Origin of the sequence: Phormidesmis priestleyi BC1401 (assembly GCF_001650195.1) — a bacterium.
Taxonomy (GTDB): Bacteria; Cyanobacteriota; Cyanobacteriia; order Leptolyngbyales; family Leptolyngbyaceae; genus Phormidesmis_A; species Phormidesmis_A priestleyi_B.
Genome location: NZ_LXYR01000004.1, coordinates 144,701 through 159,203, shown reverse-complemented (window position 1 = coordinate 159,203; position 14,503 = coordinate 144,701). Strand labels below are relative to the sequence as shown.

The following is a 14,503-nucleotide window of genomic DNA, read 5'->3' as shown; positions in this document are numbered from 1 at the left end:
CATCTAGACTTCTCTAACGGTTGGCATCTTGCCAGGTCTGTCGGTAGAGCAGTTCTAACTCGTTTCCGGCTCTGCGAAGAACTTTTGCTTGATTAAAGACTAGGGCTTGAAAGATGCGATAAAAAGCGACGCTGAAAACGGCGACGATTAACCCTGTTGCCGTACTAATCAAAGCTTCACCGATGCCTGTTGTCACGCCTGCGGTCGAAGCCGTCCCGATGTCACCGAGGCGAATCGATCGCAGTGACATGATTAAACCAATCACGGTTCCTAATAATCCTAATAGCGGAGCCATCGCGATCACCGCTTCCAAGATTTTGTCGCCTCGGCGCATCGAGACAATTTCTTCGTCAGCCGATGATTCAAGCGCCAGACGAAATAGCTCTGGGTCGGGCTTTTGCAGCCGAAGACCTGCGTAGAGGAATCTGCCGATCGGCTGGTCATAGGCTTGACGAGAAATTTCGCCTGCCATCTCCCAATCTTTGCGGGAGGCATCGAGAATGCGATTCACGGTTTCTTTCTCTTTATTGAGAACGTTAAACCAAAACCACGATCGTTCAATAATTGCACTCAACGCCAAGATTGAGAGCAGCAATAACGGAATCATCGTTACGCCGCCCTTTTGAAATAGTTCTACGATGTTCATCGGTTGCGCTTCCTTCTAGTCGTGCCCACAGCAAATCATGGCTTCTAGCCTCCCACATATTTGGCGACCTCAAGAGACTTTAGCGAAAAAATCTACGAGCTGCTGTGGAATTTGAGTCTTAGGATTTAAGGAGCCAGACGCGCTTTTTTAAGGCGATTGCTTTCATACCAGTTTGCAATCTCCGGCACCCATTTTTGAAACGGCTCCCAAATGCATTCACAGAGCTTTTGAGCTTCTAGCTGGGCATCTGCCTTCCAGCGCAGATCGATCAGATGCATCATCGATCGCACATTCGCAGACATCACCCAATGCTGACGCACATCAAACGGGATCAATCCTCTCGCGTGTTCTTCTGAAAAGCCTTGATCGATTCGGTCTTTATAGCGCTGACAGGCAGTAATGCACCATTCAACATCTTGTTGGCGTTGCTCTAGCGTGTATTCGTATTTTTTGCCTTGACGATCGCTATAAAAACCCAACGGACGCAAATAAAAGACTTCTTCGACCTCACGCTTTTGCTCAATCACATCAACGAGTCGTTGCCCTGTATACCTAAAAGATTGGACATCAAATGAGATTCCAACGCGATGAGTACGAATTTGCTGCATCGTGCTATGGGGAAACCAGCCGCAGTTCATCACGATTTGCGGATGCTCTAACGGTCCATAGTGTCCCCGGTTGCCTGCCAACAGTTGTTTGATGATAACTTCGCCACACTTTGCTTCGTCAGGAAACCGATCACGCTCATCGCAGACAAAATTCTCTGCATAATCCTGGTGCATTGCGGCGTAGATAGTCTGCTGCGGATTGGGAGTTTGAGAAATGACTTCGACTTTAAAACGATCCATAGTAGGGAGCCAGGTTAGCCTTGGGCGATTGAGAACAAATTGTTTGAGGTTAATAAGATTAACTCCGATCGCACCCCACCTTGAACTTTTGATCGTTAAATTTTCGATTCTTTTCGAGTGATTTTTTGCCCCGATCCTTCCCAAGATGGATTAAGCTAGCTGAAACCCCACTGTTTTTTCGGACAAGCCACATCGTGCCCAAACGTATTTCTTTTCTTTCTGCCCTGACCATTTTGAGCGTGTGGACTGCCGCTCATCCCGCTTTTGGACAGGCGTTGGTGCCCCATATGCTGCAACTTGACACCAAAAAGCTAGAGCAGCAGGGCATTGGTCTAGTGCAAGAAGCCACTCAACTGGCTCAGTTTCAGCAGTTTGATCTGGCATTATCGCGGGCACGGTTGGCGACCCAGTTAGCTCCAAAAATTCCTGAAGCGTGGGCAGTCTTAGGTGGGTTATATCTTCAAGCCAACCAGGTCGATCCTGGAATTAATGCGCTGAAACGTGCTCAAACGCTTGCTCCTCGCAATGCCGCGATTTTATTTGCGTTGGGAACAGCGAACTTTCAAAAAACGAACTATCAGCAGTCGATCGACTACATTCAGGCTGGGCTAAAGCTGAAGCCAAACGTCCCTGGAGCGCTGTTTGATCTAGGCAATGCCTATCTGATGCTGAAGCAAAATCGAGACGCGATCGCCAGCTATGAGAAGGCTTATGCTCAAGACAAAGAATATTGGCCCGCCATCAATAATGTGGCGCTGGTTAAGTATGAGCAGGGAGAGACCGATGAAGCCATTCGACTCTGGCGGTCTTCAGTGACGATCGATCCCAAAGCGGCAGAACCAAAATTAGCCGCTGCGGTTGCACTCTACAACAAAGGCGATCGTGAACAGGGTTTGACCCTGGGCGAAGCAGCAATTCGGTTAGACAGTCGCTATGGTGACTTAAAGTTTCTCAAAGATAACCTGTGGGGCGAGAAGCTGTTAGCGGCAACTCAGAAGTTTTTGTCTGTGCCGAGAATTCAGGCGACGATTATTCAAGCCCAATCCGCGACTCCGGTGCAGCCTCAGCGCCCTGAGTAGTCAGCGCAATTTTTGAGTAGGCGGGCGGTAGACTTTGTATTGATTGGTTGAGTTCGGGTGTCATCATGCGATCGAGAGGAGCTTTTCGTCATCATCCGCTTCACCGCTTAAAGGTGGCGCGATCGCAAAGGAAACGATTTCCCTGGATGCTGTTCATTTTGCCTTTGGTGATGTGGTTCGGCTTCCGAGCCGTTCGCATTTATTCTGAAAAGCCTCAAGCGATTCTAGTCTTGGGCGGCTCTACAGCGGCGTTAGAGCGCGAGAAGTTTACGGCTGAGTTTGCCCGTGAGCATCCTGGTTTGCCGATCTGGATTTCGTCAGGTAGTCCGCGAGACTATACAAAGCAGGTGTTTTCGGAGGCAGGAGTCGATGTACGTCGGCTCAACCTAGATTATCAAGCGGTTGACACAGTAACAAACTTTACAACCTTAGTGGATGAGTTGAAGCAGCAAGGAGTTCAGAGCGTTTATTTGGTGACATCTGACTATCACATGCGACGCGCTCAAATCATCGGCGAGATCGTGCTGGGCAGCCGAGGGATTCATCTCAAGCCTGTCTCAGTGCCTTCTGAGCAGCCACAAGAACCTTTATCAAAGGCACTTCGAGACGGGGGGAGAGCCGTCCTCTGGGTGACAACTGGGCACACGGGCGCAAGCTGGAGTCGGCTGCACGGCGGTTGGTAGGGAGTCGGACGTTCGATAGAAATATCGGCTCACCGTCAAGGCTTTAAGCCACGATCGAGTCTTGAACCAGCACATAAGGCTGCACAATCAAGGCATGGAATCGCTTGTCTTGACAGGCATTCCAGTCTACTCTCTGTTGGTCAGACGGTTTATAAATCAAGCTTTCAGCAATCCAATGCTGCACGGATGTCGAGTTGTCGGTGACGATCGCTAGCCCGACATCGACTAAGTTTAGCTGAGGATCTACCACAATTACGGCATCTCGATCGACGTGAGGAATCAGCCAGCTCCATTCGGCTTCATCCAAAGATTTGGTGAGTTCTGATCTTAAATCTGACATTTCAAAAACCGGGATGAGAGATAGAAGTTTACCCTAGCAATTCAGACTTCAACATTCAATTATCGCCCCAAGTCGTGCAGAGTATTGATTTCTAGGGCACAGCGTTGAGTGATGGCTTCAAGTTCTGAGCGATCGCTAGAAGTGGGCGGCAGAATCAGTTCGCCAATTCGTACGGTCACAGAAGTCGGGCGAGGCATGGCAGAACCTTTGCGGAAGATGGCATGGGTTCCCCAGAGGCTAACAGGAAGGAGAGGCGATTGAGTCTTTGCCGCAATCCAGGCTGCGCCGACTTTAGGATCGGCAATGCGTCCGTCAGGGGTGCGAGTGCCATCGAGAAATATGCCCGTTGCCCACCCAGACTGAATCGAAGCGATTGCTGCTTTCATCGCACTGCGATCGGCAGAGCCTCGCTTCACAGGGTAAGCTCCATACGCCTGAATTGCCTGTCTGAGCACGGGAACCTGAAATAGTTCTTCTTTTGCCATATAAGCGACCGGACGACCCACACAGCAAGACAACAGGAGCGGATCAAAATCACTAGCATGGTTGCTGACGACTAGCAAGCGTCCCTTTTGGGGCACATTCTCTGCTCCATAAATGCGTCCTCTAAAGTAGGTGTGAAGCACAGGGCTGACGATCGACCATTTAAACAAACGATAGAGCAGGAGGCTAATCAAAGGCTCTCGATCGGGCATTGTCTCTAATAGAGAAGCGCGGCTCATGAAGAAAGCTCGGCGAGGCTACCGATTGTTTTGAGCACTAAATCGGGGCAGGTGCGTTTAATAATTCCAGTCAAGACTTTGCCAGGACCGACTTCGACCACTCGATCGACTCCCTCTTGAGGCAATTGCAGAGAAATCTCGCGCCAGCGCACCGTGCCCGTCATTTGGCGATTAAGACGATCTTTAAGGACTGCTGGATCGGTGCTGGGAGTCGGATCAACATTCGAGAGGACAGGAATCTGAGCAGACTCAAACGGGACAGCATCTAAAATGGTTTTGAATTGAGCAGCGGCATCTGCCATCAGAGGCGAGTGGAACGCTCCACTAACATTCAAACGAACGGCTCGTTTAGATTTGACCTGGCTGAGAATGGCTTCAACTGCCTTTGGAGTGCCAGAAATCACCACTTGACCTGCATTATTATCGTTGGCTAACACAACATCGGGAGTTTGCTCGATCGCCATTTCAAGCTGGGCACGATCGAAGCCCAACAACGCTGCCATCATGCCATCCGAAGCGCTGTCCATTAGCTCTGCACGCCGTTTAATCAGGCGCAACCCATCTTCAAAGCTGAAGACCCCGGATGTATAAAGGGCGCTATATTCTCCCAGACTGTGACCTGCGACATAATCGGGGTGCTGCCCAGTTGCCTTGAGCAGATCCGCCAAAATGCTCTCTACAACATATAAACAAGGCTGCGTATAAAGCGTGTGAGAAACTTTATCGTCCTGACTCTGACAAATCTCAGCCACTGACCAGCCAAGAATAGATTCAGCTTGCTCAAACTTTGCCATCGCTTCAGGCAATTCAAGCAGGTCTATGCCCATTCCGATCGCTTGAGAACCCTGCCCCGGAAACACCCACGCTGTCTTAGTCATCATGCTATCCCCATTGAAAGACGGCTGCGCCCCACGTTAAGCCTGCTCCAAAGCCAGAAGTGACGATCGTGTCGCCCTCTTGAATCTTGCCTTGTCGAACGGCTTCATCCAACGCTAAAGGAATCGACGCAGCGGACGTATTGCCGTATTTTGCCAGATTGCTGATCACTTTTTCAGGAGGAATTTTGAGCCGATCGGCAACCGAATCGAGAATGCGCTGGTTTGCCTGATGGAGCAAGAGCCAGTCCACATCCTCAACGCTCAAATGCGCCCGAAATAAGGCTTTCTCAATCACTTCAGGCACCTTCTTGACGGCAAAGCGGTAGACTTCTTGACCGTTCATCGTGATCGGGTGAAACGTGCCCTGGTTAATCGTCACGCCCGTCAGCAGCTCTTTTGGCTCCGACTGATAAGACAAATTGAGACAGTTGTTTTGAGTGCCATCGCTGCGAAGCTCAAACCCTAGCAGCCGATCGTGCTCATTTGCCTGCATGACCACGGCTCCGGCTCCGTCGCCAAACAGCACACAGGTGCGGCGGTCTGACCAATCGACCCAGCGAGACAGCACGTCGGCTCCAATCAGCAGCACATTTTTATAAACGCCCGTGCGAATAAACTGTGCTGCCGTCACCATACCAAACACAAAGCCAGAACAGGCGGCGGTCAAATCAAAGGCAACCGCTTTAAACGCCCCTAGCTGCGCCTGAATTTGACTGGCGCTGCCAAATAGATCATCTGCCGTTGACGTTGCCAAAATGATTAAATCGAGATCCATCGGAGCGATGCCTGCCATCTCGATCGCCCCCTTTGCCGCCTCAACGCCCAATTTTGTGAGTGAGCATCCCGGCTCTGCTAATCGCCGCTCACGAATGCCCGTGCGGGAAGCGATCCATTCATCCGACGTTTCGACGACTCGGCTCAACTCAACATTGTGGAGGGCGACGGTCGGAGTCGATGAGCCGCTCCCCGTGAGTGCAATTCCTACCCCTGACTGTTCCAAAATTCCTTCTCCATCATTAGGGGATCTAGCTCTCTGCCAATTGGCTCGTTACGGCAATCCGATCGAGAACTTCATGGTCGATCGCGTCTTTTGCTAACCGTGCCGCGTTGAAGATGGTCGGCGCTTGAGAACTTCCGTGGCTGATGATGCAGATTCCGGCAACGCCCAACAGCAGACCGCCCCCATGTTCAGCGTGATCCATCCGTTGTTTAATGCGCTTCAGGTTGGGGCGCAAAATCGAAACGCCCAACTTGCCGTGCAAGCCACGGGGTAGTTCTTCCCGTAAAATTTGCAGGGCGACTTCTCCGACTGCTTCGGCAAACTTTAGCAGCACATTGCCTGCAAAGCCATCGCACACGATGACATCAAAGTGACCCGATAACACATCCCGTCCCTCAGCGTTGCCAATAAAGGGAATGTTGGGGTTTTCTTCTAAAAGTTGATGGGTTTGGATCGCTAACTCATTGCCCTTGTTGGGTTCTTCGCCAATGTTCAACAAGCCAACTTTGGGTTCTGCAACTCCTAGTACATATTGAGAATAGATGCTGCCCATCAAAGCGAACTGCTCTAGAAACTTAGGGCGACAGTCTACATTTGCGCCAACGTCGAGAATCAAGACAGGTTTACCTGCGATCATCGTGGGTAAAACCGCCCCGATCGCAGGGCGGTCAATACCTGGAAGTCTTCCCAGCCGCAGCAGAGCCGCCGCCATCGCTGCCCCAGAGTGACCTGCCGAAACTACGGCATCTGCCCGCTTTTTCTTCACCAAATCCATTGCCACGTTGATTGAGGCTTTGGGCTTGCGGCGCAGAGCGGTGAGGGGTTCCTCAGACATCTCGATCGTGCCTTCAGAAGGCACAATTTCTAGCGATGAGGATTGGGTGTGCTGCTTTAAGGAGGCTTCGATTTGCTGAGGATCGCCTACTAGCAGCACGTCTACACCCAGTTCTTCTTGTGCTCTGAGCGCTCCCGCCACAATTTCAGCAGGGGCATTATCCCCTCCCATCGCATCAATTGCAATTCGTACACGCGTCGATCCCATTGGCTAATGTTATAAAAACCTTCAAAATTCTATCAGATGGCATTCCCACAATGAGAAGTTATCAGAACGCCTACTTCAAGATAGCTATCTTATTGTCTCGCAGATGGGGCATCAAACATCGATCGAACATCTCAGTTGAGAATCCATTCCTTTTAGCTCACTCGTAGATCGTTCGCATTCGGTACAATCAGACGACATCCTGAAAGTTTTAGAAGGCTTTAAGAAAGATGGCTTTAACGACTGATCCCGTGAAGCTTGTACAAAGAGGTGATTCTCTGTAGTGATCGAATGGTCTGATTGTAATATTCTGAGCAAAGTAATAAAGATATTGCTTGTGCGAGTAGGATGAGTGGCTCGTCCCGGTTGACGACTGCTCCATTAGCCTCCCTGCATTTACTGATAAATTCTAGGACTTAATCGTTGACACCCTAGCGACCCAACCTGGTTTGTCGCTGAATTGTGGTTATTATTCAACACTCTCTATGTTAGATTTGCCATCATCGAGTCAGCCTGCTCAAGATATTTCCAGCTTTTCTCAGCCTTCAGTCGCCGTCCGATCTCTCAGTCAGCTTCCCTCAAAACCGCTTGAAACGAAAGGCACTCCTGCGTTTGACAAAGCTTCAACGCTGGTCGGAGCCAATCTAGAGCCGCCAAAGGTCGTCAGCCCGGTCGCCTACTATATTCAAGCGACGGTCACGAGACACTCCTCGCAGCCATCAGTTCTTAAAGCGGCATTTTTGACGACCAATGTGTCAAACTTTGAAGACGCAAAGGTGACAGAAGTTGCTCCGATCTGGTCGATCGGACGCAGCAGCAACTGCGCGATCGCGATTCTCAACCCTTCGATTTCTCGCTGTCATGCAGTGATTGGCTATATCCCAATCCAGGGTTTTTACATTACAGACTTGGGCAGCAGCAATGGAACATTTGTGAATCGACAGCGACTTCCGATTTTAGAGCGGCGATCGCTAACAGACGGTGACTTAATTTCTTTCAGCCACATCCACGTAGAGTTTTTTGTCTCTCACTAACGCACGATTAGCCAACGGCTTGCGGAGCTTCTTGATAAGCGACTTCGTGAAACTGAATGACATCTTGTTTCGGGTCAACGTGGCTGACTTTTAGATTGAGCCGATCGCCCGGTTCGATCTGCCGATTAAACCTCATAGCGATCTCTAACCCCAAGTCTTCAAGCAGCACAAGTCCTAAATTCTCGTGTTCTCGCAGCCAGCGCAGCATCAACGCCTGCCAGACCTCAGAGGAGTTGCGACGCAGAAACTCTAGGCTCCAATAGCGATTGGTCTGACGCTCGACCAGGGTTGCTTCTTGAACCGTACTGGCGATCGTCAGCATCAAATCTTTGACTTCATCCGGGGAGAACGGCAGATCTGCCCCGCGAAGATGAGCTTTAATCTGAAAATGGGTCAGCAAGTCGCTATATCGACGGATGGGAGACGTGACTTGAGTGTAAGTGTCTAATCCTAAACTGGCATGGCGAGCAGGAGTGATGCTCAGTTCGCTGCGAGGCATACAGCGGCGAATCGCACAAGAGCGCACCGGACCCGCCGGAAGCTGCAGAAGCTCACCTTCGGGGGGCAGTTCGGGCTGGGGCTGGGCGCGGAACGGCACAGGCAAGCCGTGCTTTTGACCATAGCGAGCAGCGACCTCTCCTGCCAAGATCATCATTTCAGCGACGAGTTGCCGAGAGGTAGAGTCTTCAAGGACGTAAACGTTGACATCGCCATCGCCATTGACTTTGACCGACGATTCGGGCATATGAATGCTAATCGCCCCTTGAGACTGCCGCCACTGTTCTCGGCGTTTTGCCCAACGCGCGATCGTCTCTAACTCCGATTCTGCCTGCACACCCCATTGCAGCATTTCGTCTACATCGTCGTAGGTGAGGCGATAAGTTGCTTTGATCAGGCTGGTATGGATGCTGAAATCTTGGACTCCGCCCGACTCGTCCAGAATCACTGCAAAGCTGAGAGCACAGCAGACCTCACCCTGATTTAAGCTCATCGGACCGGTCGCCAGCTCAGACGGAAACATGGAGATCATTCCCGTCGGCAAATATAAAGTGGTGACGCGACGACGCGCTTCTAAATCGAGGTCATCTCCGGGCGTGAGCCAGCGAGTCGGGTCGGCGATGTGAATCCACAGACGCTGCTGCCCGTCAGGTAAAATCTCTAGACTTAACCCGTCATCAATTTCACGGGTGCTTTCATCGTCGATCGTATACACCTTGAGATGGGTCAGATCTAAACGATCGGCGTTTGAGTCAACGGGCGGAAACTCTAAGCGGTGGTGCAACACTTCCAGAACCTTTGTAGAAAAGTGAGTAGGGATCTGGCTGCGCCGCAGAGACAGATTTTCGTGAGGACTCCACAGACCCAAATCAATCAGAAGCTGGAAGGCAGATTCAGGGGTTTCTGACCGTTTTAGGGCTGCCAGAGTTTCTAATGCGGGAGTGCGGTGAGTTGCCTCATCTCCCAGAGTAGCAAATCGCTCAATGGCATCGAGGCGAGCGCGATCGCTAGACTGCCATTCAACCGCTTCGCCGCTGAGAGTTTGTTGAATGCGCTCTAGATAGCTCTCCCACTCTCGCTGCCGTTGCGCCTCCATCCCTATCTGGTGCCTGAGTTCGGCAACCTGATTTGCGGGTCGAGGTTCGTAGCGATCGCTCTTCTGCTTAAAGTAAAGCTTATCGTCTGAAAGCAGACAGTAGGCGGCATAACATAAAGGAGATGTCTTCTCTGAAAACAGCAGCATCGCCATCTCTGCCGGATTCGTGCTTTCGCCTGTTTCGCTCAAAATTTCCCACGCAACCTCTAGACTTGACGGATCAAGATAAGGCTGAATCTCTCGTAGAAAATTTGAAATATCACCCGGCTTATAGGTTTCGTTAGGAATTTCGTAGGTGACTTGTCGAGGGTGAAGGGTGTGAGACTGCCCCCGATCGTCAGTTACGATCCAGTGTTTCTTGCCTTCTGGACGGTCGGCAACGGCGAGGCGACGATCGCTGTTTAAGCGAAATTCAACTAGGGTTCCCTTCTCCATTAAAGTCAGCCTGATGGGGATATTTAGAGATGAGGAATGAAGGATGAATCAAATCAAGATTGCTTTTCATCTTTCACTCCTCTAGTTTTAACGTTGGCGGACTACTAGCCTTCCTGACTGATAAAGGGCAAGAGCGCCATGATGCGGGCGCGCTTAATTGCAACGGTGATATGACGCTGCTGTTTAGCTGTGAGTCCGGTGATTCGACGAGGAAGGATCTTGCCTCGCTCGGTGATAAATTTCCGCAACAGATCGACATCTTTGTAGTCGATCGGCTCTTCAGGCTTGAGAGGAGAAACGCGGCGACGATAATAGCTCATGGTGATTCCTTGGTGATGGGTCAGTGGTCAGTAGTCGGGCTGAAAGACTACGGGCAAGAGCTTACCAACTCATTGCTGACAGCTAATGATAGAGAGTGAACAGCGAACCACTATTTGATTTCTTTGTGGTCGGTGTGTTTGTTGCAGTGAGGGCAAAACTTAGACAGTTCTAGCCGTGCCGTGGTGTTGCGGCGGTTTTTAGTCGTGGTGTAGCGGGAGACACCGGGCGATCGCTTGTCAGGGTTGGTGCGACACTCGGTGCATTCCAGCGTGATCACGATTCTGACTCCTTTATTCTTAGCCATGATCGATTAACTCTGAAGACCTGGATTTGGACACAAGCATCTATTATTTCACAGGAAGGCGAACTTGTGTAAAAAGCTGGCTATCAAATCGTTGAGACGGTGGCGAACTACGACAGAAAGCTGCCTTCGGGTTTATCAAATTCACAGCTAGGCAGGGAAGTGGGTCAAAGCCCCAAACAATGACGGACTGCTATTTCCACTTCTACCATTTTTGCCTGAGAGAGCTGTCCTGCTGGGGTTGATGGAAAGCGTTTGGCATCTAGAGAACGTATCTGGAATCCCAGGAAAACGGTTTCCATCGGCAGTCTACTTTCCGCTACAGGTACGCGGACATTGGTGAGATAGTCGCGGCGGACGTTGTCGCCTTTCGTTCCCACAATGACCGTAACTACTAAGGGTTGCTCATTAATAGCATCAATGGAGAGAATTAAAACAGGTCGTTCACCTGCTTGTTCTCGACCTTGAGTAGGATTGAGATTGACAAAGTAAATTTGCGATCGCTGGATGCTCATAGAGTCATCAAACCATCCATTTCAGTGACTGCAAATTCTTGTTGGATGGTTGCAATCTCAGATTGAATGTCTGGGTCGTGAGCCATTGTTGCCAAATCATGTAGCTCTTCTGCTTCTAGCAGGAGCATGATGATGCGGACTCGACTAGGTTGAGGCTGAGGTTGGGGTTGGTCGAGGTGGAGGTGACCTTGGATGTCGAGGGTGCCTGTGGTTTCAATAGCGCGCATAGTCAATGTTGAGGAAAAGTCGCCTTATTTCATTGTATCGGGGTCGTAGGAAAAGTGAGGTCGCCGCAATTCTTGATGGCTGAATCGTCTTCTCTGTTGCTGATCAGGTTAGGTTCCCCAGACTTTTTGTTTAGCGTCGGGTGATTTCGTTCAATCTTCTGTCATTAGAATTGCTGGAGTCTTAAGGCGGAGATCGATTACGCTGACTGAGTAGTCGAGAGCGGCGGTAAATAAAGCGATGATGCCTGCAAAACAAGCAGAAGAACTGATTCTCAACTTAGTCGAGCCGCTAGGTGCAGAAGACGTGGAGTTACGATCGACCCGCGATCGTATCCTGGCAACCGCCGTCACGAGTCATTTAGACTTCCCTCACTGGGACAATTCGGCGATGGATGGCTATGCCGTGCGGTTTGAGGATGTCAAATCCGCGAGTGCTGAGACTCCGGCTGTGTTGGAAATCGTAGAAGAAATTCCTGCTGGATATCAGCCCCAGAAATCTGTTCTATCCGGTCAAGCTGCCCGAATTCTTACCGGGTCTGTGATGCCACAAGGGGCAGATACGATCGTCATTCAAGAAGAGACAAAACGGGAAGGTGGACAGGTTTTGATCCTGAAGTCTCCCGCCGAACCTCAAGCATTTGTAAGACATCGCGGCGCTTTTTATCAAGCAGGTTCACTTTTGTTGCCCGCAGGACTCGCGCTAAAAGCGCCTGAAATCGCGGTGTTAGCTGCCGCACAGTGCAATCAAGTTTGCGTCTATCGCCGCCCGCGTGTGGCGATTTTATCGACAGGCAGCGAGTTAGTCACGCCCGATCGCCCATTGCAGCCGGGGCAGATTGTCGATTCTAATCAGTATGCTCTTGCTGCTTTAGTTGAGCAGATGGGCGGAGAAGCGATTCCGCTCGGCATCGTGGCAGATCAGCCCGAAGCCTTGAAAGCCGCGATCGCTCATGCTGTCTCGATCTCGGATGTGGTTCTCTCGTCTGGGGGCGTTTCGGTCGGGGATTATGATTATGTCGATCGCATTCTGGCAGAACTGGGCGCACAGATTCACATCCGAGCCGTTGCGGTCAGACCAGGCAAACCGCTCACCGTTGCCACCTTTCCAAACGTCATTTATTTCGGACTTCCTGGCAATCCCGTTTCGGCGTTGGTGACGTTTTGGCGATTTGTGCAGCCTGCGTTGAGAAAGCTGTCAGGTTGGCCCCACGGATGGGAATCAACCTTTGTGCAGGCAAAAACCCGGCAAGACTTGAGATCGGACGGTAAACGAGAATCGTATCTCTGGGGGCAGCTCCATTTAGTGAATGGACTGTATGAATTTTCTCTGACCACAGGCAGCTACAGTTCTGGCAATTTGATTAACCTGGCTGGAACCAATTGTTTGGGAATGATTTCGATCGGGCAGACTCAAATCACAGCCGGAGACGCTCTTCAAGTTCTTCAAACCTAAAGACTTCGGTAGGGACAGTTGCCCGTAACATCCCTATCGACCAAACAAGCGGTGAAATCCTCATTTTTTATTTGGGTGGTCTGCGTCTTTGCAAAAATTCAGGAATATCTAACCCTGGAGGTCTGCCTTTAGGGTCGGGAGTTGAGGTTGGAGTCGTCGGAGTCGCGGGAGTGACCGATCGTTTCGGCAAGGCGGTCGGTTTCACTGCAACCTGCTGCTGTTGAGCTTCTGGAGAAAAGCCCGTCGCAATCACCGTGATTCTGACTTCGCCCTGAAGCCGTTCGTCAATCACCGCCCCAAAAATAATGTTGGCATTGGGATCGACCACCTCATAAATAATCTCGGCGGCAGCGTTGACTTCATGGAGCGTCAAATCAGTACCGCCCGTGATGTTGAACACAACCCCTCTCGCACCGTCGATCGACGCTTCTAGCAGTGGGGAAGAGATGGCAGCGATCGCCGCTTCTCTCGCCCTAGATTTGCCAGACCCAATGCCGATGCCCATCAGCGCCGATCCAGCATCCGCCATGATCGCTCTTACGTCGGCAAAGTCTACGTTTACCAAACCCGGAATCGTGATGATATCTGAGATACCTTGGACTCCTTGACGCAATATGTCATCTGCTGTCTGAAATGCTTCCTGGACAGGCGTTTGCTCAGAAATCACGGTCAGCAGTTTGTCATTTGGAATGATGATTAATGTATCGACTCGGCTCTGAAGCGCTGCAATGCCTTCTTCTGCCTGAGTGGTGCGTCGCCGTCCTTCAAACGTGAAGGGGCGAGTCACGACTCCAACGGTGAGAGCGCCTAATTCTTTAGCGATTTCTGCCACGATCGGAGCCGCACCCGTGCCCGTGCCGCCGCCCATCCCTGCCGTGATAAAAACCAGATCTGAATGTTCTAGCGCCGCTGCAATTTCATCGCGAGATTCTTCGGCGGCTTTTTGCCCGATCGCCGGATTTCCGCCTGCCCCTAACCCGCGCGTCAATTTTTGACCAACTTGCAGACGCTTTGGAGCCTGAGCTTGAGCCAACGCTTGAGCATCGGTGTTGACCGTCCAAAACTCAACGCCAGACACATCGCTGTCAATCATGCGGTTAACTGCGTTGCCACCGCCTCCGCCAACGCCAATGACTTTAATCTTTGCTACGCTACCTGGCACGATATCACCACTCCTTGACTCTTCTCCAGGCAGACCTTTGAGGCTGGAGTTTTGACTTAAATATAGACTGGAGTTGCCGCCAAACGGGTTAGAATTTTCTGCCATGGATGAGAAGCTAGAGGGTTCTTCAGCGTGGGAACCTTTGTAGCCGCGCTCTAATCGGCTGTCGAGGATTGTTGGGGTGTCTGACTCATTGTTAAGCGTCATTGGAAAATTTCAGCGATAG

17 protein-coding genes are annotated in these 14,503 nt (G+C 50.9%); 4 read left to right on the top strand and 13 right to left on the bottom strand.

The window, feature by feature from the left end:
- Positions 1-13 precede the first annotated feature (13 nt).
- Both A8707_RS04130 and thyX read right to left on the bottom strand, forming a co-directional pair.
- A complete protein-coding gene (locus A8707_RS04130; RefSeq protein WP_068815392.1) occupies positions 14-646 on the bottom strand; it encodes a MotA/TolQ/ExbB proton channel family protein in 633 nt (210 codons plus the stop codon).
- 125 nt (positions 647-771) lie between these two features.
- Complete coding sequence (gene thyX, locus A8707_RS04125) at positions 772-1,494, bottom strand: FAD-dependent thymidylate synthase (protein WP_068815389.1); 723 nt, start codon at positions 1,492-1,494, stop codon at positions 772-774.
- A gap of 194 nt (positions 1,495-1,688) precedes the next feature.
- Between thyX and A8707_RS04120 the strand changes: the two genes are divergently transcribed.
- Both A8707_RS04120 and A8707_RS04115 read left to right on the top strand, forming a co-directional pair.
- Positions 1,689-2,573 (top strand): tetratricopeptide repeat protein, encoded by an 885-nt coding sequence (locus A8707_RS04120; protein WP_068815388.1) that lies wholly within the window; start codon positions 1,689-1,691, stop codon positions 2,571-2,573.
- A gap of 47 nt (positions 2,574-2,620) precedes the next feature.
- Positions 2,621-3,256, top strand: coding sequence for a YdcF family protein (locus A8707_RS04115; protein ID WP_231947920.1), 636 nt, complete (start codon positions 2,621-2,623; stop codon positions 3,254-3,256).
- A 43-nt stretch (positions 3,257-3,299) separates the two neighbouring features.
- Here the strand turns inward: A8707_RS04115 and A8707_RS04110 are convergent, their stop codons facing one another.
- Genes A8707_RS04110 through plsX form a run of 5 tightly spaced genes read right to left on the bottom strand, consistent with a single transcriptional unit; the run spans position 3,300 to position 7,238 of the window.
- On the bottom strand, positions 3,300-3,596 hold the full coding sequence (locus A8707_RS04110; RefSeq protein ID WP_068815386.1) for a DUF2288 domain-containing protein: 297 nt from the start codon (positions 3,594-3,596) through the stop codon (positions 3,300-3,302).
- 59 nt (positions 3,597-3,655) lie between these two features.
- Positions 3,656-4,318 (bottom strand): lysophospholipid acyltransferase family protein, encoded by a 663-nt coding sequence (locus A8707_RS04105; RefSeq protein ID WP_082906213.1) that lies wholly within the window; start codon positions 4,316-4,318, stop codon positions 3,656-3,658.
- On the bottom strand, positions 4,315-5,199 hold the full coding sequence (gene fabD / locus A8707_RS04100) for an ACP S-malonyltransferase (RefSeq protein ID WP_331711673.1): 885 nt from the start codon (positions 5,197-5,199) through the stop codon (positions 4,315-4,317). The genes A8707_RS04105 and fabD overlap by 4 nt, the downstream gene beginning before the upstream one ends.
- A 1-nt stretch (position 5,200) precedes the next feature.
- Entirely contained in the window at positions 5,201-6,196 is a 996-nt protein-coding gene (locus A8707_RS04095; RefSeq protein ID WP_082906212.1) for a beta-ketoacyl-ACP synthase III, read from the bottom strand.
- Between the two features lie 25 nt (positions 6,197-6,221).
- Entirely contained in the window at positions 6,222-7,238 is a 1,017-nt protein-coding gene (plsX, locus tag A8707_RS04090; RefSeq protein WP_068815382.1) for a phosphate acyltransferase PlsX, read from the bottom strand.
- A 482-nt stretch (positions 7,239-7,720) separates the two neighbouring features.
- On the opposite strand from plsX, the gene A8707_RS04085 reads away from it, so the two are divergent.
- Positions 7,721-8,269 carry an FHA domain-containing protein gene (locus A8707_RS04085; RefSeq protein ID WP_068815380.1) on the top strand — a complete coding sequence of 183 codons (549 nt, stop codon included), beginning with the start codon at positions 7,721-7,723 and terminating at the stop codon, positions 8,267-8,269.
- Between the two features lie 7 nt (positions 8,270-8,276).
- Here the strand turns inward: A8707_RS04085 and A8707_RS04080 are convergent, their stop codons facing one another.
- From A8707_RS04080 to A8707_RS04060, 5 genes are all read right to left on the bottom strand, one after another.
- Positions 8,277-10,298, bottom strand: coding sequence for a ribonuclease catalytic domain-containing protein (locus A8707_RS04080; RefSeq protein WP_068815378.1), 2,022 nt, complete (start codon positions 10,296-10,298; stop codon positions 8,277-8,279).
- 104 nt (positions 10,299-10,402) lie between these two features.
- Positions 10,403-10,618 carry a 30S ribosomal protein S18 gene (gene rpsR, locus A8707_RS04075; protein ID WP_068815376.1) on the bottom strand — a complete coding sequence of 72 codons (216 nt, stop codon included), beginning with the start codon at positions 10,616-10,618 and terminating at the stop codon, positions 10,403-10,405.
- A gap of 110 nt (positions 10,619-10,728) precedes the next feature.
- A complete protein-coding gene (rpmG, locus tag A8707_RS04070) occupies positions 10,729-10,923 on the bottom strand; it encodes a 50S ribosomal protein L33 (protein ID WP_068815375.1) in 195 nt (64 codons plus the stop codon).
- 164 nt (positions 10,924-11,087) lie between these two features.
- Positions 11,088-11,435 carry a type II toxin-antitoxin system PemK/MazF family toxin gene (locus tag A8707_RS04065; protein ID WP_068815373.1) on the bottom strand — a complete coding sequence of 116 codons (348 nt, stop codon included), beginning with the start codon at positions 11,433-11,435 and terminating at the stop codon, positions 11,088-11,090.
- The gene (locus A8707_RS04060) at positions 11,432-11,662 is read right to left on the bottom strand and encodes a hypothetical protein (RefSeq protein ID WP_068815371.1); all 231 of its coding nucleotides are present in this window, start codon (positions 11,660-11,662) and stop codon (positions 11,432-11,434) included. Before A8707_RS04060 ends, A8707_RS04065 begins: the two co-directional genes overlap by 4 nt.
- A gap of 238 nt (positions 11,663-11,900) precedes the next feature.
- On the opposite strand from A8707_RS04060, the gene A8707_RS04055 reads away from it, so the two are divergent.
- Entirely contained in the window at positions 11,901-13,115 is a 1,215-nt protein-coding gene (locus A8707_RS04055) for a molybdopterin molybdotransferase MoeA (RefSeq protein ID WP_068815369.1), read from the top strand.
- Positions 13,116-13,182: 67 nt separating this feature from the next.
- On the opposite strand, the gene ftsZ is transcribed toward A8707_RS04055, so the two are convergent.
- Complete coding sequence (gene ftsZ, locus A8707_RS04050) at positions 13,183-14,484, bottom strand: cell division protein FtsZ (RefSeq protein ID WP_082906211.1); 1,302 nt, start codon at positions 14,482-14,484, stop codon at positions 13,183-13,185.
- Positions 14,485-14,503: the final 19 nt, after the last annotated feature.